This is a genomic window from Mesorhizobium sp. M00.F.Ca.ET.216.01.1.1 (assembly GCF_004010325.2).
Taxonomy (GTDB): domain Bacteria; phylum Pseudomonadota; class Alphaproteobacteria; order Rhizobiales; family Rhizobiaceae; genus Mesorhizobium.
In genome coordinates this window covers 1-24,687 of sequence record NZ_SADR02000046.1, presented here as the reverse complement: position 1 = coordinate 24,687, position 24,687 = coordinate 1, and the positions used below count along the sequence as shown (strand labels likewise).

23 protein-coding genes are annotated in these 24,687 nt (G+C 60.7%); 19 read left to right on the top strand and 4 right to left on the bottom strand.

Annotated features, from left to right (window positions below; genetic code table 11):
* Positions 1-334: 334 nt before the first annotated feature.
* Positions 335-4,144, bottom strand: a complete 3,810-nt coding sequence (gene metH / locus EN859_RS33500; RefSeq protein ID WP_127856883.1) for a methionine synthase — start codon at positions 4,142-4,144, stop codon at positions 335-337.
* A 749-nt stretch (positions 4,145-4,893) separates the two neighbouring features.
* Here metH and EN859_RS33495 point away from each other — a divergent pair.
* The 7 genes from EN859_RS33495 to EN859_RS33465 all read left to right on the top strand — a co-directional run bounded on the left by EN859_RS33495 (position 4,894) and on the right by EN859_RS33465 (position 11,553).
* A complete protein-coding gene (locus EN859_RS33495; protein ID WP_127856884.1) occupies positions 4,894-5,862 on the top strand; it encodes a helix-turn-helix domain-containing protein in 969 nt (322 codons plus the stop codon).
* Positions 5,863-6,006: 144 nt separating this feature from the next.
* A complete protein-coding gene (gene adh / locus EN859_RS33490; RefSeq protein ID WP_127856885.1) occupies positions 6,007-7,524 on the top strand; it encodes an aldehyde dehydrogenase in 1,518 nt (505 codons plus the stop codon).
* A gap of 69 nt (positions 7,525-7,593) precedes the next feature.
* On the top strand, positions 7,594-7,926 hold the full coding sequence (locus EN859_RS33485) for a DUF779 domain-containing protein (RefSeq protein WP_127856886.1): 333 nt from the start codon (positions 7,594-7,596) through the stop codon (positions 7,924-7,926).
* Between the two features lie 259 nt (positions 7,927-8,185).
* Positions 8,186-8,632 (top strand): pseudoazurin, encoded by a 447-nt coding sequence (locus EN859_RS33480; RefSeq protein ID WP_127856887.1) that lies wholly within the window; start codon positions 8,186-8,188, stop codon positions 8,630-8,632.
* A 322-nt stretch (positions 8,633-8,954) separates the two neighbouring features.
* Positions 8,955-10,058, top strand: coding sequence for a copper-containing nitrite reductase (gene nirK / locus EN859_RS33475; protein WP_127856888.1), 1,104 nt, complete (start codon positions 8,955-8,957; stop codon positions 10,056-10,058).
* Between the two features lie 72 nt (positions 10,059-10,130).
* Complete coding sequence (locus EN859_RS33470; protein WP_127856889.1) at positions 10,131-11,000, top strand: SUMF1/EgtB/PvdO family nonheme iron enzyme; 870 nt, start codon at positions 10,131-10,133, stop codon at positions 10,998-11,000.
* Between the two features lie 121 nt (positions 11,001-11,121).
* Positions 11,122-11,553 (top strand): potassium channel family protein, encoded by a 432-nt coding sequence (locus tag EN859_RS33465; RefSeq protein WP_127856890.1) that lies wholly within the window; start codon positions 11,122-11,124, stop codon positions 11,551-11,553.
* Positions 11,554-11,560: 7 nt separating this feature from the next.
* Here EN859_RS33465 and hemN read toward each other — a convergent pair whose 3' ends face one another.
* Positions 11,561-12,910 carry an oxygen-independent coproporphyrinogen III oxidase gene (hemN, locus tag EN859_RS33460; RefSeq protein ID WP_127856891.1) on the bottom strand — a complete coding sequence of 450 codons (1,350 nt, stop codon included), beginning with the start codon at positions 12,908-12,910 and terminating at the stop codon, positions 11,561-11,563.
* Between the two features lie 160 nt (positions 12,911-13,070).
* On the opposite strand from hemN, the gene EN859_RS33455 reads away from it, so the two are divergent.
* The gene (locus tag EN859_RS33455) at positions 13,071-13,799 is read left to right on the top strand and encodes a Crp/Fnr family transcriptional regulator (protein ID WP_127856905.1); all 729 of its coding nucleotides are present in this window, start codon (positions 13,071-13,073) and stop codon (positions 13,797-13,799) included.
* Here EN859_RS33455 and EN859_RS33450 read toward each other — a convergent pair.
* A complete protein-coding gene (locus tag EN859_RS33450; RefSeq protein WP_127856892.1) occupies positions 13,796-14,209 on the bottom strand; it encodes a hemerythrin domain-containing protein in 414 nt (137 codons plus the stop codon). The two genes, EN859_RS33455 and EN859_RS33450, sit on opposite strands and share 4 nt — an antisense overlap.
* Before the next feature lies 1 nt (position 14,210).
* Here EN859_RS33450 and EN859_RS33445 point away from each other — a divergent pair, with 1 nt between their 5' ends.
* The 10 genes from EN859_RS33445 to EN859_RS33400 all read left to right on the top strand — a co-directional run bounded on the left by EN859_RS33445 (position 14,211) and on the right by EN859_RS33400 (position 23,318).
* Positions 14,211-14,465, top strand: coding sequence for a hypothetical protein (locus EN859_RS33445; RefSeq protein ID WP_127856893.1), 255 nt, complete (start codon positions 14,211-14,213; stop codon positions 14,463-14,465).
* Complete coding sequence (gene ccoN, locus EN859_RS33440; RefSeq protein WP_127856894.1) at positions 14,462-16,072, top strand: cytochrome-c oxidase, cbb3-type subunit I; 1,611 nt, start codon at positions 14,462-14,464, stop codon at positions 16,070-16,072. The genes EN859_RS33445 and ccoN overlap by 4 nt, the downstream gene beginning before the upstream one ends.
* 11 nt (positions 16,073-16,083) lie before the next feature.
* Entirely contained in the window at positions 16,084-16,815 is a 732-nt protein-coding gene (gene ccoO, locus EN859_RS33435) for a cytochrome-c oxidase, cbb3-type subunit II (protein ID WP_127856895.1), read from the top strand.
* Positions 16,816-16,826: 11 nt separating this feature from the next.
* Positions 16,827-16,976, top strand: coding sequence for a cbb3-type cytochrome c oxidase subunit 3 (locus EN859_RS33430; protein ID WP_127856896.1), 150 nt, complete (start codon positions 16,827-16,829; stop codon positions 16,974-16,976).
* Between the two features lie 2 nt (positions 16,977-16,978).
* Complete coding sequence (gene ccoP, locus EN859_RS33425) at positions 16,979-17,842, top strand: cytochrome-c oxidase, cbb3-type subunit III (RefSeq protein ID WP_127856897.1); 864 nt, start codon at positions 16,979-16,981, stop codon at positions 17,840-17,842.
* A 207-nt stretch (positions 17,843-18,049) separates the two neighbouring features.
* A complete protein-coding gene (gene ccoG / locus EN859_RS33420) occupies positions 18,050-19,609 on the top strand; it encodes a cytochrome c oxidase accessory protein CcoG (RefSeq protein WP_127856898.1) in 1,560 nt (519 codons plus the stop codon).
* Positions 19,606-20,103 (top strand): FixH family protein, encoded by a 498-nt coding sequence (locus tag EN859_RS33415; protein WP_127856899.1) that lies wholly within the window; start codon positions 19,606-19,608, stop codon positions 20,101-20,103. Before ccoG ends, EN859_RS33415 begins: the two co-directional genes overlap by 4 nt.
* Complete coding sequence (locus EN859_RS33410; protein ID WP_127856900.1) at positions 20,100-22,382, top strand: cation-translocating P-type ATPase; 2,283 nt, start codon at positions 20,100-20,102, stop codon at positions 22,380-22,382. Before EN859_RS33415 ends, EN859_RS33410 begins: the two co-directional genes overlap by 4 nt.
* The gene (ccoS, locus tag EN859_RS33405; RefSeq protein ID WP_127856901.1) at positions 22,379-22,531 is read left to right on the top strand and encodes a cbb3-type cytochrome oxidase assembly protein CcoS; all 153 of its coding nucleotides are present in this window, start codon (positions 22,379-22,381) and stop codon (positions 22,529-22,531) included. Before EN859_RS33410 ends, ccoS begins: the two co-directional genes overlap by 4 nt.
* Positions 22,532-22,619: 88 nt before the next feature.
* A complete protein-coding gene (locus tag EN859_RS33400) occupies positions 22,620-23,318 on the top strand; it encodes a CBS domain-containing protein (RefSeq protein WP_127856902.1) in 699 nt (232 codons plus the stop codon).
* Between the two features lie 54 nt (positions 23,319-23,372).
* Here EN859_RS33400 and EN859_RS33395 read toward each other — a convergent pair whose 3' ends face one another.
* Entirely contained in the window at positions 23,373-23,642 is a 270-nt protein-coding gene (locus EN859_RS33395; protein ID WP_127856903.1) for a DUF6455 family protein, read from the bottom strand.
* 171 nt (positions 23,643-23,813) lie between these two features.
* On the opposite strand from EN859_RS33395, the gene EN859_RS33390 reads away from it, so the two are divergent.
* A partial coding sequence (locus EN859_RS33390) for a PAS domain S-box protein (RefSeq protein WP_135913569.1) occupies positions 23,814-24,687 on the top strand: 874 nt, incomplete at its 3' end.

The following is a 24,687-nucleotide window of genomic DNA, read 5'->3' as shown; positions in this document are numbered from 1 at the left end:
TATCTTCTGCCATGGCTCGTCCTTCCTTTGCTGGGGCTCGGCTCGGCATTCCCGAGCAACCCCCGTTTGCTTACAGCTGCAAAGACTAAGGACGGGCCGCCGCTCAGACCACGGTCATAACGTCTAGCATGTCTAAGCGATTGGTTTCATTGCTGTATTCCGTCCAGACTTGTTGCGGGAATGCCCACCGCGTCCCATACTCCTTCTATGGAGATGCCTAGGATTTTCGCGATCTCTGCATCTTCTTGCCGCGCACCGCCCAGTAGATGAGCGGCGCGACCGACAAGGCTGAATACAGGAACGAATTCCACCTGGAAGCTGGTAAGCCGACAATCTATTCAGCGGCCTCAGCGCCCTGCACTGGGATATAATTCAGGATGGGCCCGAGCCACCGCTCGACCTCCGAAATTGGTATGTCTTTGCGCCGTGCATAGTCCTCCACCTGATCGCGCTCGATCTTGGCCACCCCGAAATAGTAGCTTTCCGGATGGGCGAGATAGATGCCGGAGACCGACGAGCCGGGCCACATGGCATAGCTTTCGGTCAAGGTGACCCCTGCGTTGCGTTCGCCGTCGAGCAGCCTGAACAGCGTCGCCTTCTCGGTATGGTCGGGCTGCGCCGGATAGCCGGGCGCCGGCCTGATGCCGCAATAGGGTTCGCCGATTAGATCCTCCGGGGCCAGGTTCTCGTCCGGCGCATAGCCCCACAACTCTTTTCGGACACGCTCGTGCAACCGCTCGGCGAAGGCTTCGGCGAAGCGGTCGGCGAGCGCCTTCACCATTATCGCGGAATAATCGTCATTGGCCCGCTCGAAGCGCTCGGCGAGCGCCACTTCCTCGATGCCGGCGGTCACGATGAAGCCGCCGAGATAATCGGCCTTGCCGCTTTCGAGCGGCGCGACGAAATCCGACAGGGCGACGTTGGCCTTGCCGTCGCGCTTGGTCAGTTGCTGGCGCAGCGTGAAGAAGGTCGTCAGCTCCAGCGAACGCGTGTCGTCGGTGAAAAGCCTGATGTCGTCGCCGACGGCGTTGGCCGGCCAAAAGCCGATCACGCCCTTCGGTGCGAACCACTTTTCCGCGATGATCTGCTTCAACATCGCCTGTGCATCCTCGAAGAGCTGGCGCGCCGCCGGCCCCTGTGCCTCGTCTTCGAGAATCTTCGGATAGCGCCCCCTCATCTCCCAGGTCTGGAAGAACGGCGTCCAGTCGATATAGCGGGCGAGTTCGGCGAGGTCCCAAGTCTCGAAAACCTTCAGCCCGAGGAAGGAGGGTTTTTGCGGGACATAGCCCGACCAGTCGATCTTGTGGGCGTTTGCCCTTGCCCTGGCGAGCGGAAGGCGCAGCTTGTCGGCTTCGCTGCGAGCATGCGCGTCCGCCACCTTGCGGTACTCGGCGCGTACCGTATCGACATAGTCGCCCTTTGCCTCGTGGGACAGCAATGACGAGACGACGCCGACGGCGCGGCTGGCATCGGTGACGTAGACCGTCTGGCCGCGCTCATAGCGCGGGTGGATTTTCACCGCCGTATGCACGCGGCTGGTCGTCGCCCCGCCAATCAGCAACGGAATGTCGAAACCTTCGCGCTCCATTTCGGAGGCGACATGCGCCATCTCGTCGAGCGACGGCGTGATCAGGCCGGACAGGCCGATAATGTCGACGTTTTGCTCGCGCGCCGTCTGCAGAATCTTTGTCGCCGGCACCATGACGCCGAGATCGATGATCTCGTAGTTGTTGCAGGCGAGCACGACGCCGACGATATTCTTGCCGATGTCGTGGACGTCGCCCTTGACCGTCGCCATCAGGATTTTTCCGGCGGTCTGGCGTTCGCCGGTGTAGATGCCGTTGGCGGCGTTGGCCAGCTTCTCGGCTTCCATGTGCGGCAGCAGCCCGGCGACCGCCTGTTTCATCACACGGGCCGATTTCACCACCTGCGGCAGGAACATCTTTCCGGCGCCGAACAGGTCGCCGACGACGTTCATGCCTGCCATCAGCGGGCCCTCGATGACATGCAGCGGGCGCTCGGTGGCAAGCCGGGCCTCGTCGGTATCGGCGTCGATGAATTCGGTGATGCCGTTGACCAGCGCATGCGAAATGCGCTGCTCCACGTGCCATTCGCGCCATTTGAGATCGCGTTCCTTGGCCTCCTTGCCGGCGGTTCCCTTGAAACGCTCGGCGAGTTCCAGCATCCGCTCGGTGGCGCTGCCGCCGCCCGCCGGCTGGCGGTTGTTGATGACGTCCTCGCAGGCTTCGCGCAGTTCCGGATCGATGGATTCATAGACAGCGAGCTGGCCGGCATTGACGATGCCCATGTCCATGCCCGCCTGGATGGCGTGGTAGAGGAACACGGCGTGCATGGCCTCGCGCACCGGTTCATTGCCGCGGAACGAGAAGGACAGGTTCGACACGCCCCCCGAAATATGGACGTGCGGCAGGGTCTGGACGATTTCCCGCGTCGCCTCGATGAAGTCGACCCCGTAATTGTTGTGTTCGTCGATGCCGGTGGCGATGGCGAAGATGTTCGGGTCGAAAGCGATGTCCTCGGGCGGAAAGCCGGCCTGCTCGGTCAGGAGCTTGTAAGCGCGGGTGCAGATGGCGACTTTTCGCGCCTGCGTGTCCGCCTGGCCTTCCTCGTCGAACGCCATGACGACGACAGCCGCGCCATAGGCGCGCACCAGCTTCGCGTGATGCAGGAAGGCCTCCTCGCCTTCCTTCATCGAGATGGAATTGACCAGCGGCTTGCCTTGCACGCATTTCAGCCCGGCCTCGATGATCTCCCATTTCGAGCTGTCGATCATCACCGGAACGCGGGCGATGTCTGGCTCTGCTGCGATCAGGCTGAGATACTCGACCATCGCCTTCTTCGAATCGATCAGACCCTCGTCCATGTTGATGTCGATGATCTGGGCACCGTTGGCGACCTGATCGCGCGCGATGTCGAGGGCGGCGGCGTAGTCGCCGGCGGTGATCAGTTTCCTGAATTTCGCCGAACCGGTGACGTTGGTGCGCTCGCCGACATTGACGAAGGGAATTTCCTTGGTGAGCGTGAACGGTTCCAGACCTGACAGGCGCATTTTGCGCTCGATCTCCGGAATGGCGCGCGGCGGGTACTTTTTCACGGCTTCGGCGATGGCGCGGATGTGGTCCGGCGTCGATCCGCAGCAGCCGCCGACCACATTGACCAGTCTCTCGCGCGCAAAACCCTCGATCTGCGCCGCCATGAATTCCGGGCTCTCGTCGTAGCGGCCGAACTCGTTGGGCAGGCCGGCATTGGGATAGGCGCAGGTGAAGGTGTTGGCAACGCCGGAAATCTCGGCGAGATGTGCGCGCATGGCGTTGGCGCCGAGCGCGCAGTTGAGGCCGACCGTGAACGGACTGGCGTGGCGGATCGAATGCCAGAAGGCCGTCGGTGTCTGGCCCGACAGCGTGCGGCCCGACAGGTCGGTGATCGTACCCGAGATCATGACCGGAAGATGCACGCCCTTTTCGAGGAAGATCTCGTTGCAGGCGAAGATCGCCGCCTTGGCGTTCAGCGTGTCGAAGATCGTCTCGATCAGGATGATGTCGGCGCCGCCGTCGATCAGGCCGCGCAACTGCTCGCCATAGGCGATGCGCAGATCGTCGAAGCTGGCGGCGCGATAGCCGGGGTTGTTGACGTCTGGCGACATCGAGGCGGTGCGGTTGGTCGGTCCCAGCGCGCCGGCGACGAAGCGGCGCTTGCCATCCTCCTGTTGGGCGCGGATGCAGGCTCGCCGCACCAGACGGGCTCCATCCCGGTTCAGGTCATAAACCGCGTCCTCCATGCCGTAATCGGCCTGGGCGATCGACGTGGAGGAGAAGGTGTTGGTCTCGACGATGTCCGCGCCGGCAATCGCGTACTGATAGTGGATTTCCTCGATCGCTTTCGGCTGCGTCAGGATCAGCAGGTCGTTGTTGCCCTGCTGATGGCAGACGCAGCCGACGAACTTGTCGCCGCGGAACTGTTCCTCGTTGAAGCCAAGCCCCTGGATCTGCGTGCCCATCGCGCCGTCGAGAATCAGGATTCGTTCGCGCGCGGCCGATTCCAAGGCAGAACGGATCTCCGATCCATCCGCCTTGGCGACAATAGGTCCGAAAAGGGAATTCAAGGGTGATTCAGAATGCACCACAGTGAGCCTCGCCTTCCAAGATCAGATCTGTGACATAAACATATCTTTATGTCAAAATATGGTCTGCTCACCGCGTGCATCCTGAAAGGTAGAAAACGGGCAAGGTCCGCCGCGAAGCGGCGCAGCGCGACCACGCTCAGAGCCCTCGGCCGACATTGAAATGGCTACCGAGAGCTCGCCTATCGCCTGCAGTCCGCCAAAGGTGGCGCCTTCTCGACCACGTCCAGGAAAGCGCGAACCTTGGCCCGATGTTCCAGGCCCCTGTTCGGTCCGTTCTTGGTAGCAGTTTGCGCCGCCTTCCTGCGTGGTGTGAACAAGGTCACCGCAGCCCGAAATGGTCATGGAGAAGGGGGCGGGGCGTGCTAGCAAACACGGCAAGCCTGACAAGCGTCGGCGCGCTGCGGCCCGGTATGAGGCGGTCATAAACCTGCCGCTTGAAGAATGCGGCCCTCATGTCGCCGGCCGGCGTGCCGCGCGAAACTTTGTTCTCGATCAATGAATGCCCAATCTCGTTTGAGTAGACGTCAACTGAATGGTTCGCTTCGACAGAGATGTTTGAACGTTCCCTCCGAGGATGACCATCGGTTCGGCCAAGCATGGTGGGGTAATGTTTTGCCCTTCTAGTTCTTCCGACGAATTGACGTGTGAGGACTAAAAGCGGAAAAGCAGGCGCGTTGGCGGCGTACCTCTGTCTTGCAGCAGACCTGGTCCAGAAACCGAAAGGGAAGAGCCGGGATTTGGGAGGAAGCATGCGCGAGGATCTATCCGGTCATCATGCCGACCGCATACAGGCCGCAATTGCCTCGGATGCCGCGGCGAAGTCCGCACTGGTTGCCTCCTGGCGAAGGTCTTCCACTTTGCATCGGCTCGATCCGGCCGATTGCAGCCCTCCCCGCTACCTGACGGAGGCGGAACTAAGCCAGGCCCGGCAACGCATCGAATCGCTCGTCCGTGCTGCCCAATCGAGTCTCGACCGGCTCTATCTTGCGGTGGGCGGAGTCGGATGCTGCGTCCTTCTCGCCGATCGTGATGGGGTGCCGGTCGAACGGCGCGGCGCGCCGGTGGATGACGAGACGTTTCATTCCTGGGGTTTGTGGACTGGCTCCGTCTGGAATGAGGAAAGCCAGGGCACCAACGGGATCGGCACCTGTCTGATTGAACAGCGCGCGCTAACAATACACCGCGACCAGCATTTCCATACGCGCAACACCGGGCTGAGCTGCACCACCGCTCCGATCTATGATCATGAGGGAGATCTTGTGGCTGCGCTTGACGTGTCTTCCTGCCGGGCTGATCTGACCGAAGCCTTCGCCAATCTTATTTCGGTGGCCGTAGTCGACGCGGCGCGCCGGATCGAGGCGGAGAACTTCAAGATGGCATTCCCAAAGGCGCGAATTCTGCTGGCGCCAGTGACCGAGAAGGTATCCGGCGCGCTGATCGCAGTTGATGCGGACGATCTTGTAGTCGGCGCGACCCGTTCGGCTCGCCTGGCGCTTGGAATTACGCGACAGTGTCTCGACAAGCCTATGCCCGCGGCCGACCTGCTCGGTTGGGCGGAGAGCGGTCACGAAGTCCTCGCCGAGGCGGAGCGCGGCGTTCTGCAGCGGGCGCTTGCGCGGGTAGATGGAAATGTCTCGGCTGCGGCTCAGGCGCTTGGCATCAGCCGTGCGACGCTTCACCGGAAGCTCAATCGCCTGGATCTCCACCGGTCTCACTGACTTTTTCGAATCCTCAAACGACTGTCGCAATTCTGCGACACATCCTGCCCGCCCACTGTCCTCGACACGATGACAATAGAGGCAGAAATCGCAAGTCTCTTCCTAAGCGTCGCATTCCGCGGCGTTAGCTTTCGGGAGGAAGACATGAACAAGGTTGAATTCTCACGCTCGGTCAAGGCGCCCTTCGATAGGCGTTACGGCAATTTCATCGGCGGCAAATGGGCCGAGCCGCGCTCCGGCCGTTACTTCGAAAACTTCTCGCCGGTGAACGGTCAATTGCTGTGCGAGGTGGCGCGCTCGGATGCCCAGGACATCGAGGCGGCTCTGGACGCGGCGCATGCCGCCAAGGACGCGTGGGGCCACACCAGCGTCGCCGAGCGTGCGCTGACCCTCAACCGCATTGCAGACCGCATGGAAGAGAACCTCGATCTGCTCGCATGCGCCGAAACCTGGGATAACGGCAAGCCGATCCGCGAGACGACCGCGGCCGATCTGCCGCTTGCCATCGATCATTTTCGCTATTTCGCCGGCGCCTTGCGTGGCCAGGAAGGCAGCCTTTCCCAGATCGACGACGATACCGTCGCCTATCATTTCCATGAGCCGCTCGGCGTGGTCGGCCAGATCATCCCGTGGAACTTCCCGCTGCTGATGGCATGCTGGAAGCTTGCTCCCGCGCTTGCGGCCGGAAACTGCGTCGTGTTGAAACCTGCCGAGCAGACACCGGCCGCCATCATGCTCTGGGCCGATCTTGTCGCCGATCTGTTGCCGCCAGGCGTGCTGAACATCGTCAACGGCTTCGGCCTCGAGGCCGGCAAGCCGCTCGCGTCCTCGCCGCGCATTGCCAAGATTGCCTTTACCGGCGAAACCACGACGGGCCGGCTGATCATGCAATATGCCAGCCAGAATCTCATTCCCGTCACGCTGGAACTGGGCGGGAAGTCACCCAATATCTTCTTTAGGGATGTGGTCGCCGACGACGACGATTTCTTCGACAAGGCGATTGAAGGCTTCGTAATGTTCGCACTGAACCAGGGCGAAGTCTGCACCTGCCCGAGCCGCGCGCTCATCCATGACTCGATCTATGACACGTTCATGGAACGTGCCCTCAAGCGCGTCGAGGCGATCGTGCAGGGAGATCCGCTCGACCCGGCGACGATGATCGGAGCACAGGCCTCGTCCGAGCAGATGGAAAAGATCCTGTCCTACATCGACATAGGCCGCCAGGAAGGCGCCGAGGTGCTGACCGGGGGCGCCCGCAATGTTCTGCCTGGCGATCTGGCAGGCGGCTATTACGTCAAGCCAACCGTGTTCAAAGGCCATAACAAGATGCGCATCTTCCAGGAGGAGATTTTCGGGCCTGTGGTTTCGGTCACGACTTTCAAGGACGATGACGAAGCGCTGGCGATAGCCAACGATACGCTCTACGGCCTCGGCGCCGGCGTCTGGACGCGCGATGGCAACCGCGCCTATCGGTTTGGCCGCGCGATCCATGCGGGCCGCGTCTGGACCAACTGCTACCACGCTTATCCGGCCCATGCCGCCTTTGGCGGCTATAAACAGTCCGGCATCGGCCGCGAAACGCACAAGATGATGCTCGACCACTACCAGCAGACCAAGAACATGCTGGTCAGCTATAGCCCGAAAAAGCTCGGCTTCTTCTGATCACCTCCCAAGGCGAGCGGCGCGGCCCCAACTGGGGCCGCGCCGCAGGACGGGGATCGGAAAACGCCCATGCATGCGAAAGTTACAGCGGCACCGGCGGCCCTCGAACTGATCGCGGAGATTGTCGCGGAACATGGCCCGGTACTGTTCCATCAATCCGGCGGATGCTGCGATGGCTCTTCGCCCATGTGCTATCCGCGCGCCGGCTTCATCGTCAGCGACCGTGATGTGCTGCTTGGCCACATCGGCGACGCGCCTTTTTACATCGGGGCTTCGCAATTCGAGGCCTGGAAACATACCGATCTGATAATCGACGTGGTGCCCGGTCGCGGCGGAATGTTCTCGCTCGACAACGGACGGGAGAAGCGGTTCCTGACGCGGTCGACAATCTGCGCGGTTTAGATGGTGACTCAATATTGGTCTGCGGGCCGATTTGACCAAGGTGCATCGGACTGCTCCCTCTTAGTCTCAGCGCGACCGCCCTCCCGGACACGGATTTAAGATGCCCGTTCCAGGAGCAGGCCTACTGGTCGAATCCGTTCTCTCCCAGAACGCCATGCACCATCACCGCCAATTTGCGCCAGCGCAAATCGCCAAGTCTCCTGGTGACGTAGAAGAGCGCGACGGCTGATGCCGTGATGAACTCAAGAAAGGATTTCCCATGAGACTGCCCCTGATCGCGGCGGCCATCGCCTTGCTCTCTATTGCTGGTTCGGCAAATGCCGAAGAACACGTAGTGCAAATGCTGAACAGGGGAGAGAAAGGTTCGATGGTCTTCCAGCCCGCCTTTGTTCAGGCGGCGCCTGGCGACACGGTCAAGTTTGTGCCGACCGACAAGTCCCATAATGCCGAAAGTATCAAGGACATGATTCCGGACGGCGCTGAAGCTTTCAAAGGGAAGCCCAGTGAGGAAGTAACCGTGACCCTCACCAAGGAGGGCATCTATGGCGTGAAGTGTGCTCCACATTACGGCATGGGCATGGTGGCGCTGATCGTCGTCGGCAAGCCTGTCAATCTGGAAGCGGCGGAAGCCGTCAAGCAGGTTGGAAAGGCCAAACCCGTATTCGCCGAGTTGTTCGCGGAGGCGACCAAGGCCGCTTCCAACTGACCCGTTTTTCATAGATGCCCTCCAGTGCGACATCCGGTGGAGGGAGAGGCCGGACGGACCAAGGGGGGCGGTCTGGTCCGGCCGATTTTTGACGTGAGATTTCGATAGACTACGGCAGGGCGCGATCTCGTCGTGCCCAGACGGCAGCTGGCGACACGGTTTGCAATGCCCGCAGCACGCTTCCCGCCGCTCCCCCCCAATGAAATGATATTCGCCAAGCAAGAAGCGGCGCCAATCGCATTAGATTTGCGCCAGCGCAAAGAAGTGGCAGGAGCCGAGGTTATTTTGAGAACATGAAGTAGCTAAAGCCAAGGAGATGGAAATGCTTACGAGACGCGAAGCTTTGTTGGGATCTGTCCTTACCGCAGCCGCCGTTGCCACCATTGGTGCAATGCCGGCTGTGGCAAGCGAGAAGGACGTCGCGGGACTGCCCCGTGAAAAGGTCACCTTGGTGGCGCCGCCATTTGTCCACGCCCATGAGCAGGTCGCCAAGGGCGGTCCAAAGGTCGTCGAATTCACCATGACGATCGAAGAGAAGCCTATGATCATCGATGCCGACGGCACACAGCTCAATGCGATGACCTACAATGGTTCGATCCCGGGGCCTCTGATGGTCGTGCATGAAGGCGACTATCTCGAACTCACTCTGGTCAATCCCGACACCAATACCCTTGCCCACAACATCGATTTCCATGCTGCTACCGGCGCACTCGGCGGCGGCGGGCTGACGCTGGTCAATCCGGGCGAGCAGGTGACGCTGCGCTTCAAGGCCACCCGCGCTGGAACATTCGTCTACCACTGCGCCCCCGGCGGAGCGATGATCCCATGGCACGTCGTGTCAGGGATGAGCGGCGCCGTGATGGTGCTGCCACGCGACGGCCTCAAGGACGACAAGGGCAAGCCCATTCGCTACGACCGCATCTACTACATCGGCGAGAACGACTTCTACATCCCGCGCGACGAGCAAGGGCAATTCAAGAAGTACGACTCGGCCGGCGACAACTATGACGACACCGTGAAGGTCATGCGAGGATTGATCCCGACCCATGTCGTGTTCAATGGCAAGGCAGGGTCGCTGACCGGCAACAACGCCATGAAGGCCAAGGTCGGCGAAGCTGTTCTGATCGTTCATTCCCAGGCCAATCGTGACACACGACCGCACCTCATCGGCGGCCATGGCGACTTTGTCTGGGAACAGGGCAAGTTCGCGAACCCTCCGGCCAAGGACCTGGAAACCTGGTTCATCCGTGGCGGGTCGGCAGGTTCAGCGCTCTACACTTTCCGGCAGCCGGGCATCTATGCTTACGTCAACCACAATCTGATCGAAGCGGTGGAACTCGGCGCGACCGCGCACTTCACGGTCGACGGAAGCTGGGACGACGATCTGATGACGCTGGTCGAAGCCCCCAAGGCGATCGCCTCGTAGACGGGAGATCCGATCCTCAGTGCAACCCTGCGGCGGAGCCAGCGGGTTGCACATGCGGCCGGACTTGGCATCATGTCCTTCGATCCTGTCTTTGCCTTCGGAACAACTGCGGCTGCCGCACTGATCGGCTTGGGCGTAACCCATGCACTCGACAAGAGTTCTTTGGAGTCTCAACCGGTGGCCGTGAGCGAACTGGTGGTCCTGGGTGCCGGCTCGTTTGATCACCCACAGCCTGGGGAATTCCTCAAGCAGAACCATCCCGTCGCAGCACCCATCATGCAAGAAACCATCGATGCGCCATTCGAAATCATGAAATACCATGTAAGCGCGTCGGAATATGGACGCTGCGTGACGGATGGCGCCTGCAAACCGGCCGACTCACTCAGCGTCGGCAGCGTTCCAGCCACCGGCGTGAGTTTTATCGATGCCGAAGCCTATGCCGCCTGGCTGTCGGCTCGGACAGGTCAGGCTTGGCGGCTGCCAACGGACGTCGAGTGGGCCTATGCCGCCGGCGAACGATTCCGAAGCGACATAGAGGGGAACGAGAGCGACCCGAAAAACCCGGCGCGGCGGTGGCTCGCCCAGTATCGCACCGAAGCTTCCCTCGGGCGGAAATCCGATCCTGAGCCAAGGACACAAGGGGCTTTTGGCATCAACTCAAAGGGATTGGCGGACCTTGCCGGCAACGTCTGGGAATGGACATCGACATGCTATGTCCACGCAACGATGGCCAGCGACGGTGCGGGGATTACGAGTTCGATCGACAACTGCGGAGTGCACGTTGTGGAGGGTTTTCACCGCACCTACATGTCGAACTTCATTCGGGACGGTAAGAGCGGCGGCTGCGCAGTCGGAACGCCGCCCGACAATCTGGGATTCCGGCTCGTCCGCAACCGGCTAAGCCTTGTCCAAGCCGCCCTTCGGCGCTTTGGATTGTTCTGACCGCAGCATAAACATATAAACAAGAGTGCATGACGTTGAATTCAGCTTTGGTCGACCGGATGCACCGCCAGCTTTGATTTTGCGCAAGGAAAGCGCCCCTCAATATCCCTAATTTCCTTGCATGGCTCTCAACCTTTTCGTCGGAACGATCATCATAAGCCTGACGGTCGTGATTCACACCTTTGGGCTCATTGCCATCACTCGGGCGATGGGACATCTGGTGGCGCGATTTCGCATGCATGGTCGGCGAAGCCGAGTCGTCGCGATGATCAGCGTCGTGATGGGCCTTTTTGCCGTCATGACCGCGGAGGTCTGGTTGTGGGCCGGGGTGTATCGCCAGCTCGGAGTCCTGCCTGATTTCGAGACCGCGCTCTACTTTTCCACCATCACCTTTTCGACGGTCGGCTACGGCGACGTCGTGCCCGCTCATGCATGGCGCGTGTTGGCGGCACTAGAAGGCGTGAATGGATTCCTGCTCATAGGCTGGTCGACCGCCTACCTGATTGCGGCAGGAACCCGGATCGGCCCGTTCAAGGCCGGGGAACATTTCTGACCGGTGCTCAGACTGCAACCGAGTGCCTGGCCGTTCCGCTTTCGAAATATTTGTCGAACTTGGCCGCGATGCTTCGGACGAAGGGACGACTTTCATCCGGCACGACGAAACTGTCGCCATCGAGTTCAAGTAATCGAACGGGATCGTGGAGGGCCATGGAACTCGACTGAAGAAGGAGCTTCTGGCCGGCTTCGCCGAAGCGTTCCACCAGATCGATTGCCGAGAAGGCGAAATCGCACATCAGCCGCTCGATGATCCAGCCACGGACGCGATCGTCGTCGGAAAGCGCGATGCCGCGGACGGCGGCCAGCCCGCCATCCGCAACCATGCGTCCGTACTCGGCGGTCGAAGGCATGTTCTGTACGTAGCCCTGGCGAAAACGGCCGATGGACGAAGGGCCAAGTCCGATCAATGTCTCGCAGCGATCCTCGGTGTAGCCCTGAAAATTGCGATGCAAAGCCCCCGCGCGGGCCGCTATCGCCAATGCATCGCCCGGCTTGGCGAAATGATCAAGCCCTATCGCTTCGTATCCCTTGTCCACAATCGCTCGCGCAGCGAGTTGCGATTGGGCGAACCGCTCCGCGGGGCCTGGCAGCCATGCCTCGTCGATCATCGTCTGATGCTTCTTGAACCAGGGCACATGTGCGTAGCCGAACAGCGCCATCCGGTCCGGTTCCAGGGTCAGCGCCTGCGCCACAGTGGAACAGACGCTCTCCTTGGTTTGGTGCGGCAGGCCATAGAGCAGGTCCAGATTGACCGATCCGACACCGCGTAAACGAACTCCGTCGACGACTGCCTTGGTCTGCAAAAAGCTTTGCTCGCGGTTGATCGCCTTCTGCACTTTCGGATCAAAATCCTGCACGCCGAGGCTCGCCCGCGTCATGCCGATCTCTGCAAGTGCATCAAGGCGTGCTTCGTCCATGTCGTTGGGTTCGATTTCGACGCTGATCTTGGCATCCAGTAGAAAATCGAAGCTGTCCCGCAAGACCGCTCCCAGAGCAACCATGTCATCGGGCTTCAGCATCGTTGGCGAACCGCCACCGAAGTGAATTGCACGGACACGTACCTTGCCGCTGACCAGACCGGCAATCGTCGCGATCTCAGCATGCAGCGAGCGCAGATAAGCGGTCACCGGCTCATAGTGGCGCGTCTGCTTGGTATGGCACGCACAGAACCAGCAGAGCTTGTCGCAATACGGGATGTGCAGATACAGGGAGATCTCGTCACCGCTTTCGAGCGCCTCTAACCAGCCACGGTAAACGGCAGCATCGACGCCCGCATGGAAATGCGGCGCAGTCGGATAACTGGTATAGCGCGGGACGTTCTCGCCAAGTCTGGCAGCTAATTCCGGTCGCATGTCTCTAGCCACTGCGTTTGCATGGCTGGGACTTTGGACGCGTCGATGAGCCGAAGCCTTGATTTCGGTCAAAGCCCCTTGCGGCGGACAAACTGCCGCAACGATTTTTCTCCCGCCGATGCTATCCTGCTGCCACTTTGGCTTCCTCGGGACGATCATGATGACAGTGCGCCAGGACGTTCACAGTGCCGGCATTCCCGTGCTTTGCCAGTCTTGCGAGGCCCGACATCGCGGCGTCTGCGGTGCGCTGGATGCAAACCAGCTGGTTGGGCTCTCCAAGACTTCGTCGAGGCATCAGATTGAGCCGGGGATCGAGCTGATAGGCGACGCAGAAAGGGTCGACAGCTATTCGAACGTGCTTTCGGGTGTGGTGAAGCTGACAAAGAGCCTTTCGGACGGTCGCCAGCAGATTGTCGGCCTTCAGTTCGCGCCGGATTTTCTGGGACGGCCGTTCAAGGTGGAAAGCGCGATCAATGCGGAAGCGGCAACAGCCGTCTCCCTGTGTTCGTTTCCAAAGGCGACCATCGAACGGATGATGAAGGAATCGCCTGAGCTCGAGCATCGTCTGCTCAAGCAGACGCTGAATGAACTCGACGAAGCACGCGTATGGATGGTGACGCTGGGGCGCAAGACCGCTTCGGAAAAGGTGGCGAGCTTTCTCCTCATGATCGCCCGAAATATCGATCCCACGCTTGACCCGGCCGCCAGGTCGACAACTTTCGATCTGCCACTGACGCGCGCCGACATTGCCGATTTCCTTGGCCTGACGATCGAGACGGTGAGCCGCCAACTGACCAGGCTAAGAACGGACGGCGTGATCCGGATCGAGAACAACCGGCATGTGACGGTGGACAGCCTGAGCCGGCTGGAGCGACGTTCCGGCGCCTAGCCCCGATCGATGATCCCGATAGCCGGCAAGACATGCTCGCGCTCAAATGCGATATGCCGGCGCATGCTTTCGAAGAAGCCACGCAGCATGAAGCCGAGGGCTTCGGCATTCTCGACCGTCTTGCCATGGCCGATCGCAAGGAGGATTTCGGTCACCTCACTAGCAAAGCATTCGTCTTCGACATGTTCGGCGCGCAATCGCCGGGTCGAGGCAAGGTTCGCATTGCTGCCGGCTGCGGCCTCGTAGGCAGGAAAAACAATCGTCTCTTCATATTGGTGGATGTTGCGCAACAACGGGACGATTGCGTTGGCCGTGCCAAGGCACTGCAGGCGATCGACGCCTGGTAAGGCGTCGGCGATCTTTTCCAGAGCATCGCACAGTTGCAGTTTTTGCCCATGCGCACGCTTCATAATGGCGCCGGGCACCGCTTCCCTGCCGGATTGGTCGGCAAGCACTGAATTCTCAGGGCAAACCTCCAACGGCGACGACCTTCGCTCCCTCTCCCTGTTCAAAGACAGCTCCCTTTTCTTCGTGAGATCGACGCTGCCCAATCCAAAACCGTCCAGCTTTGACCTGGATCAAGGCGGTGACGAAGCGACTGCGGAATTGGTGTTGCTGCGGATTGGCGTCCGCACATCGGAATCCGATATCGGGGACATGTCATGAAGTTTGGCACAGAAATTGTCGCTTTGGGCCTTTTCGCGTTTGTGGCGCTGGTGGCCGCCGGCTTTGGTGTGGACGAGCCTTTTCGGCAGCATATGTGGGTGCTGTTCATCGTGCTGCTTGGCTTTCTCGCCATCCTTCTGCGCAACACGAGCTTCGCAACGACCGCCCCGATCGACCCTTCCGCCTATATGGATGGGCCAATCCGCTATGGTGCCGTCGCCACCATGTTCTGGGGTGTCGTTGGCATGCTGGTTGGTGTCGTCATCGCCCTGCAGCTTGCCTATCCGGATCTCAACATCGAGCCCTGGTTCAACTTCGGCCGTCTGCGGCCGCTGCACACGTCCGGCGTCGTCTTTGCTTTCGGCGGCAATGCACTGCTTTGCACATCGTTGTATGTCGTGCAGCGCACCTGCCGCGCCCGGCTGTTCGGCGGCGATCTCGCCTGGTTCGTGTTCTGGGGCTATCAGCTTTTCATCGTCATGGCCGCGACAGGCTACCTGCTCGGCATCACCGAGAGCCGCGAGTATGCCGAACCCGAGTGGTATGTGGACCTTTGGCTGACCATCGTCTGGGTCGCCTATCTCCTGCTGTTCCTCGGCACCATCCTGAAGCGCAAGGAACCGCACATCTACGTCGCCAACTGGTTCTATCTGTCGTTCATCGTGACCATCGCGATGCTGCATGTCGTCAACAACCTATCGATGCCCGTCTCTTTCCTTGGCTCCAAGAGCTACTCAGCCTTCTCCGGCGTGCAGGATGCCCTGACGCAATGGTGGTACGGCCACAATGCCGTCGGCTTCTTTCTCACCGCCGGCTTCCTCGGCATGATGTATTACTTCGTGCCCAAGCAGGCGAACCGGCCGGTCTATTCCTATCGGCTGTCGATCATCCACTTCTGGGCGCTGATCTTCCTCTACATCTGGGCTGGCCCGCACCATCTTCACTACACTGCCCTGCCCGACTGGGCGCAGACGCTCGGCATGGTGTTTTCGATTATGCTTTGGATGCCCTCATGGGGCGGCATGATCAACGGCCTGATGACGTTGTCCGGCGCTTGGGACAAGATCCGCACCGATCCGATCATCCGCATGATGGTGGTGGCAGTCGCCTTCTACGGCATGTCGACCTTCGAAGGTCCGATGATGTCGATCAAGGCGGTTAACTCGCTGTCGCATTACACCGACTGGACCATTGGCCATGTCCACTCAGGTGCGCTCGGCTGGGTAGGCATGATCTCGTTCGGCGCGATCTATTACATGGTGCCGAAGCTGTGGAACCGTGACCGGCTCTATTCGCTGCGGCTCGTCACCTGGCACTTCTGGCTGGCGACCCTCGGGATCGTCGTCTACGCCGCGGTGATGTGGGTTTCCGGCGTCATGCAGGGCCTGATGTGGCGCGAATACGACGAGCAGGGCTTCCTGGTCTACTCCTTCGCCGAAACCGTCGCCGCTATGCATCCATACTATATCATGCGCGCCATCGGCGGCGCCATGTACCTGTCCGGCGCCCTGATCATGGCCTGGAACATCACCATGACCATCCTCGGCTACCAGCGCGAGGAGGAGCCGATGCCGGGTTCCATCCCCGCCCTCCAGCCTGCGCAATAAGGAGCCAGACAATGGGCTTGATCGACAAACACGCGATCATCGAGAAGAACGCCACGCTTCTTCTCGTTGGTTCCCTCCTTGTGGTGACGGTCGGCGGCATCGTCGAGATCGCACCGCTCTTCTATCTCGACAATACGATCGAGAAGGTCGAAGGCATGCGGCCGTATTCGCCACTGGAGCTCGCCGGGCGCAACATCTATGTGCGCGAGGGCTGTTACCTCTGCCACAGCCAGATGATCAGGCCGTTCCGCGACGAGGTCGAGCGCTACGGTCACTACAGCTTGGCGGCCGAGTCGATGTACGACCACCCTTTCCAGTGGGGATCGAAGCGTACCGGGCCGGATCTTGCCCGGGTCGGCGACCGCTACTCGAACGAATGGCATGTGCAGCATCTTACCGAGCCACGCTCGGTGGTGCCGGAATCGATCATGCCGAGCTATGCGTTCCTGAAGAATACGCCAATCGAGGTGAGGGACTTCTCGACGCATCTGATCGCAAACAGCCGCGTCGGCGTCCCTTACTCCGATGACATGATCGCTCATGCCAACGCCGATCTGATGGCGCAGGCGAATCCCGCCGCCGACACATCGGAGCTGGAGGCCCGCTATCCGAAGGCCAAGCTCGGCGACTTCGACGGCAATCCGCAGCAGGTCACCGAAATGGATGCCCTGGTCGCTTATCTCCAGATGCTCGGTACGCTGGTCGATTTCAAGAACTACGACGAAGCCGCCGGCTACCGCTGAGGAGAATGTCTATGGATTACAATTTGATGCGGGAGTTCGCCGACAGTTGGGGCCTGCTCGTCATGGCGCTCTTCTTCGTTGGGTGCGTCGCCTTCGCGCTCCGTCCCGGCGGCCGCAGGCAAGCCGACGAAGCCGCCCGGATTCCTCTCAAGGACGATTGATCATGAGCAACGAGCATATCGACGACGTGTCGGGCATCTCAACGACCGGCCACGAGTGGGATGGCATCAGCGAGCTGAACAACCCGCTTCCGCGCTGGTGGATCATCACCTTCTACATCACCATCGCCTGGGCGATCGGCTACACCATCGCCTATCCGGCATGGCCAATGCTGACCTCCGCGACCAAGGGCGTGATCGGCTATTCGAGCCGAAACGATGTCAAGAACGAGCTTGCGGCTGCCGAGGCCGCCAAGGGCAAGTTTGTTGCGGCGGTGCAATCGAAGACCGTCTGGGAGATTGCTGCCGACGATGCTCTGCGCGAATTCGCGGTCGCTGCCGGCGGCGCTGCGTTCAAGGTCAATTGCGTGCAGTGCCACGGCTCCGGCGCCCAGGGGTCCAGTGGCTTTCCCAACCTCAACGACGACGATTGGCTTTGGGGTGGCAATGCCGAGCAGATCCAGCAAACGATCACGCACGGCATCCGCTTCGCATCCGACCCGGATACGCGCGTGTCGGAAATGCCGGCTTTTGGCGAGATCATCACGGCCGACCAGATCAAACAGGTCAGTGCTTATGTCGCCAGCCTGTCGGGTTCTGTTCAGGATGCAAGTCTGGTCGAGCCCGGCGCCAAGGTTTTCGCGGAGAATTGCGTGGCCTGTCACGGCGACAACGCAAAAGGCAACAAGGAGTTCGGCGCGCCAGATCTGACGGACGCGATCTGGCTCTACGGGCCCGGCGAAGCAGCCATCGCCTCACAGGTCCGCGGGCCCAAACACGGCGTCATGCCGGCCTGGGTTGGACGTCTCGGCGAGACCAAGGTCAAGGAGCTCGCCGTCTACATCCATTCGCTTGGCGGTGGAGAATAGGACGCGGGGACCTATTCTCGGCCTTCACCACGCAAGCGACGAGGCCCGGCGTAACGCCGGGCCTCGGTTGCATTCGGCATCCGGCAATTGACCTGCATCAACGCGGCGAAGCTTAGCCTGCGGCAAAGCTTGTTCAACGTGGCTATCAGCCAGAACCGAGGGGTCGGGCTTGCGCCACGAAATCGTGGCTGGTGACTGGAGTTTCTCGTGCTGGATAACACGCAGGTAGAACGGCTCGAAGCCGAGGCGGTCAACTCCGCCAAGACCCGTCAGCCGCTTTATGCTGCGCGCAAGAAGATCTTCCCGAAGCGCGCCTCAGGCAGCTTTCGCCGCTTCAAATGGCTGGTGATGGCGATCACACTGGGCATTTACTACCTGACGCCCTGGCTGCGGTGGGATCGCGGGCCGTTCGCCCCGGACCAAGCCGTGCTGGTCGATCTTGCCAACCGCCGTTTCTACTTTTTTTTCATCGAGATATGGCCGCAGGAATTCTATTATGTGGCCGGCCTGTTGGTCATGGCCGGAATCGGCCTTTTCCTGATCACATCCACAGTCGGCCGGGCCTGGTGCGGCTATACCTGCCCGCAAACCGTCTGGGTCGACTTGTTTCTGGTGGTGGAGCGCGCGATCGAAGGCGATCGCAACGCTCGTATGAAGCTCGACACCGGACCCTGGAGCGCGCGCAAGCTCGTGTTGCGTGTATCGAAACACGCCATCTGGCTGATCATAGCGGCGGCGACCGGCGGCGCCTGGATTTTCTATTTCGCCGATGCGCCAACGCTGATTGGCGAAGTCTTCACCGGCACCGCCGCGCCGATCGCCTATATCACCATCGCCGTGCTGACGGCGACCACTTACACATTCGGCGGGCTGATGCGCGAGCAGGTCTGCACCTATATGTGCCCGTGGCCGCGCATCCAGGCAGCCATGCTCGACGAGAACTCGCTCACCGTAACCTACAATGACTGGCGCGGCGAACCTCGTTCGCGTCACGCCAAGAAAGTCCAGGCCGCGGGGCAGTTGGTCGGAGACTGCGTCGATTGCAATGCCTGTGTCGCGGTCTGCCCGATGGGGATCGATATACGGGATGGCCAGCAGCTTGAATGCATCACCTGCGCGCTCTGCATCGATGCCTGTGACGGCATCATGGACAAGCTCGGCAAGGAGCGTGGACTGATCTCCTATGCGACGCTATCCGATTACAACGCCAACATGGCGGTGGCCACCGCGGGCGGCTCTCGCCCGGTGAACCCATCGCTCATCCGGACCGCCGACGGCGCGTTCTCAGACGCGCTGGCCCATTTCCATATCCGCAAGATCTTCCGGCCGCGCACCTTCGTCTACATGGGCGCGTGGTCGGCGGTAGGGCTCATGCTGCTGTATTCGCTGCTGACGCGCGACCGGCTCGAGGTCAACGTTCTACACGACCGCAACCCGCAATTCGTCACACTGTCCGACGGTTCGATCCGCAACGGCTACACCGTCAAGCTGCTCAACATGATCCCCGAGCCAAGGACGATCGTCGTCACGATGAAGGGGCTGCATGGAGCCGAAATGAGCATCGTCGGAATCGACCTCCCTGCAGATCGTTCCTTCGCCATCCCGGTCGAACCCGACCGGCTGAAAATGCTCAAGGTCTTCGTGCGCCAGCCGGCAGGTGAGGTTCGCGGCACAGCGCAGACCTTCAAGTTCCGGGTCGAAGACAAGGCGAGCTTCGAATCGGATGAATACACGGCCACCTTCAACGCACCGGAGACCGTCAGATGAGCGCCAATACGCAAAAATCGCGTGAGTTCACCGGCAGGCACATGCTGGCCACCATTCTTGCCTTTTTCGGTGTGGTCATAGGCGTCAACCTGACCATGGCGACGCTCGCCAACACGAGCTGGACCGGCCTCGTCGTAGAGAATACCTACGTGGCCAGCCAGCAGTTCAACCGAAAGGCCGAAGAAGGTCGTGCGCAGGCCGCACTCGGCTGGACTGGCAAATTGACGATCGCATGGGGCGAAGTCCGCTACAGCCTCAGCGATGCCGCCGGCAAGCCGGTTCCCTTGCATGGCGTCAAGGTGCTGTTTCGTCACCCCGCCTATGAGACCGAAGACAAGACTCTCACTCTTGGCCTTGCCTCGGGCCAGGAATTTGCCGCGCAGCACACGCCGAAGGATGGCGTCTGGATCGTTGAAGTCGACGCCGAAGCCGGTCTCGCGGAACCTTATCGCGAAGTCCGCCGGATCATGATCTCCCAAGGGGCGCTGCAATGAGCTGCTGTGCACCGGGTGCCGAAATGGCGCTGGATCTGGACAGGGTCACGACCGTCCTGCCGTCGAGCCAGGAAATCAGGCTGGCGAGCCGTTCGCTTGGCGACGATCTTCGCCAAACCGATCTTTCGGTACCGGCGGTTCATTGTGCAGCCTGCATCCAGGCGATCGAGACCGCGCTTGGAAAGCTCGAGCACGTTGAGGGCGCCCGCGTCAACCTGTCGACGAAACGGGTTTCGGTCCGCTGGCGCGGGGACGAGGTCCCACCATTCGTCGCCGCGCTTGGACGGCTCGGCTACGAGGTGCATCTATTCGATCCGGACATTGGCGAGAAGGACAAAACGCTTTCGGAACTGATCCGCGCCGTCGCGGTCGCGGGCTTTGCCGCAGGCAACATCATGCTGCTTTCGGTTTCGGTCTGGTCCGGAGCTGAAGGCGCGACCCGCGATCTTTTCCATTGGGTCTCGGCGCTGATCGCCATCCCCGCGCTCGCCTTCGCCGGCGGCATTTTTTTTCGCTCTGCCTGGAACGCACTGCGCCACGGCCGCATGAACATGGACGTGCCGATCGCGGTCGGCGTCTCGCTCGCCTATGCCATGAGCCTCTACGAGACCATCAACCACGGCGATCACGCCTATTTCGACGCGGCGGTGTCGCTGCTGTTCTTCCTGTTGATCGGCCGCACGCTCGATCACGTGATGCGGGAGCGCGCCCGGACTGCCGTGAACGGACTGTCGCGACTGGCGGCGCGTGGCGCCATGGTACTGCGCGACGACGGCGCGCGCGACTACCTTCCGGTCGGCGAGATCGAACCGGGCATGCAATTGCTGATCGCTGCCGGCGAAAGGATCCCGGTCGATGGCACGATCATTCGGGGCTCGTCGGACCTCGACTGTTCGCTGGTTTCCGGAGAGAGCACGCCCAGAACCGTGGTGTCGGGTGCCTTTGTGCAGGCCGGCATCCTCAATCTTACCGGCCCGCTGACCATCGAGGCGACGGCCGCCGCAAAGGATTCCTTCCTGGCGGAAATGGTGCGGCTGATGGAAGCCGCCGAGGGTGGCCGCGCCCACTATCGCCGGATCGCCGACCGCGTCTCGGCGCTTTATGCTCCAGTGGTTCATCTAACCGCCTTCGTGACCTTCCTTGGCTGGATGGCGGCTACCGGCGACTGGCACAGGGCGATAACGATCGCAATTGCCGTTCTCATCATCACATGCCCATGCGCGCTCGGCCTCGCGGTGCCGATCGTGCAGGTGGTCGCCGCACGGCGCCTGTTCGAAAATGGCGTCATGGTCAAGGATGGTTCCGCCATGGAGCGCCTGGCGGCGATCGATACGGCGGTGTTCGACAAGACCGGCACGCTTACCCTCGGCCAGCCCCGACTGATCAACGCATCATCCATCGACCCGGTGATGTTGGCGATCGCAGCCGACATGGCCGCGCATTCCCGCCATCCATTCTCGAAGGCCATAGCCGGTTTCGCGGGCTTTTCCGGCCAGCCGAAGCTGGAAACCGTCAGCGAGCACCCCGGTTTCGGGATCGAAGCCACCGCCGCAGGCAGCACGTGGCGTCTTGGCCGGCGCGGCTGGGCTGGATGGAAGGCACGGACGGGCGGTGAAGGCAGATATGGCGGGACGGTGCTTTCGAAGAATGGGATGATCGTCGCCTCTTTCGTTTTCGAAGATGCGCTGCGTGCCGATGCCAGGACCGCGATAGGGCAATTGAACGAAGCCCAAGTGTCAGTGGAAATGCTGTCTGGCGACACCGCAGCCGCCTGCCGAGAAGTCGCGGAGACGTTGACTGTCGACCACTTCGTTCCGGCATTGCTGCCCTCCGGCAAGGTCGAACGGGTCGAAGCATTGGCCAAAGCTGGACACAAGGTCTTGATGGTCGGCGACGGGCTCAACGACACGCCCGCACTGGGCGCAGCGCATGTCTCGATCGCGCCTGCGACCGCTGCCGACATTGGCCGCAACGCCGCGGATTTCGTCTTCCTGCGCGAAAGCCTTCTGGCAATACCCCTTGCCCTGGACGTCTCGCGGAAAGCCGGCCGGCTGATCCGCCAGAACATCGCCATCGCAATCATTTACAACACCGTTGCTGTGCCGATCGCCATTCTCGGGCACGTCACGCCGTTGATCGCAGCGATAGCGATGTCCGCCTCGTCGCTCCTGGTCATCGCAAATGCGCTGCGCCTGCAAGGATTTGTGCGGGACGCTCCAGCCAGGATTGCTCCGTATGACAGACGCTCCGGCATCGGCGATTGGGCACAAATGTCATGACGACGCTCGTCTACCTCATACCTGTGGCCCTGTTCCTCGGTGCGCTTGGCCTGTCCGGCTTTCTATGGGCCTTGAGGAGCGGTCAATACGAGGATCTCGACGGGGCAGCAGAGCGGATTCTCATCGACCGGGACGACAAGCCAAGGTGACGGCCGTTGATGCCGGAAATGATGCAGATCAAGGCATGTCCCGCATGAGACCTCGACAATGACCCGATAAATATCGGAGGAGGCAGGCATGCAAGCCGAAGCCATAATGACCGCCCCAGTCATCGGGATAGAACCGACAGCATCGATTTCCGATGCAGCAGGGTTGATGCTCTCCAAAAACATCAGCGGGCTTCCCGTCATTCGCAGCGACGGCACGCTGCTGGGCATTGTCAGCGAGGGCGATTTCCTGCGCCGGGCAGAACTCGGCACCAGGCGCAAACGCTCGCGTTGGCTGGAGTTTCTTGTCAGCCCTAGAAGAGCCGCTGAAGAATATGTTCAAGCCAACGGACGGCGTATCGAGGAGGTGATGACGGCAGATGTCATCACGGTATCCCCTGATGCATCGCTGTCCGAGATCGTCGAGCTGATGACGCGCAACCACGTCAAACGCATTCCTGTCGTCGACGGTGGCAAGGTTGTCGGCATTGTCACTCGCTCCGATCTTCTGCGTGCATTGCTGAGCGTCTTGCCCGGATCGGCCCCGGCAGCCATGGACGACGAACGGATCCGTCAGAACATTATTGCTGAGCTTGCGACGCAGAAATGGGCAGGCAAGGACATGATCAGCGTCACAGTGGACAAAGGCGTTGTGGAACTGAGCGGCGCGATCTTCGATGAACGCGAGCGCCAAGCGGCCATTGTCGCAGCCGAAAACGTCGCCGGCGTCAAAGCCGTGAAGGACAATCTCTTCTGCGCCGAACCCCTGTCCGTCATTCTGGTTTCGTAACCACGCGATGACCACGGCCTTGTTGACGCGAACTGTCGTGTGCCGGCTCGATTTCTATCGTTGGCCGGCCGCATGCTGCAGCCGTGCGATCAGGTCGCGGTTGCGGCAATAGTCTGGCGGATCGTCGGCTTGCTGGTGTTCGTCAAGCCAGGTCGAGCATTCGTCCTGGTGCCCGCAGGCGCGGCAGCGGTCCACCGCCCGATTGGTGACGGCCATATGGTCCGGCAAGACCTTCAATTGTCTGTCGACGCCGAGCTTCTGCATCATGCGACCCATCAAGGCGGTCCTGGCGTCAACTGAAATCAGGTAGTCGAGAAAAGTCATGTCGATCACTCCTGTTTCTCAATCATTGTTGCCATGTTGGCGACCGCTGCATTGATCTCGGTCAACAGGCGAGTCGCTCGGGGCGAAGCAATTGCCTCGATCGATTTTGCGTGCACGGCGAGGAGTGATAATTAGCCTTTGTTGCAGGCGTGCTGAACCCAGGGATATCAGGTGAGCCAAAGCGAAGCGGTTACTTTGTCGGTTGGCGGGACGATGCTGAAATCGGTCTTGTCACAAATGTTCGAGCAGGCTCCGGGCTTCATGGCCCTCATGCGTGAGCCGGATCATGTCTTCGAACTGACCAATGCCGCCTACCAACGGCTGATCGGTGACAGGCAAGTGATTGGAAGGTCGGCGCGCGAGGCGCTTCCCGAGCTTGAAGGCCAAGGGTTCTTCGAACAGCTGGACCATGTGTACAAGACCGGCGAGCCATACAGGGGCCAAGGCGTGAAGGTCGCGCTTCGCAACAAGGACGACGAACCCATAGAAGAGCGCATCCTGGATTTCGTCTATCAGCCGATCAAGGCCGACGATGGCCGCATTACTGCGATCTTTGTCGAAGGCACGGATGTCAGCGAACTCTCCTTTGCGAACGCCGCGCTTCGATTGCGTGAAGATCATCTGCGTTCGATCCTTGCCACAGTGCCCGATGCAATGGTCGTCATCGATGAACGAGGCCTCATTCAATCCTTCAGCACGGCTGCCGAAACGCTGTTTGGGTATAAATCCAGCGAAGTCATCGGCCGGAATGTCAGCCTGCTGATGCCGTCACCCTATCGTGACCAGCATGACGCCTATATAAACCGTTACCTGACGACCGGAGAGCGCCGAATCATCGGGCTCGGCCGCACCGTCACCGGAATTCGCAAGGACGGTTCGACCTTTCCGATGGAGCTTGCCGTCGGCGAGATGCATCCGGGAACCGGACGCTTCTTTACCGGGTTCTGCCGCGACTTGACCGAGCGCCACAGGGCAGAGGCAAGGATACAGGAGCAGCAGCAGGAGCTTCTCCACATGGCGCGGTTTACCGCGCTTGGCGAAATGG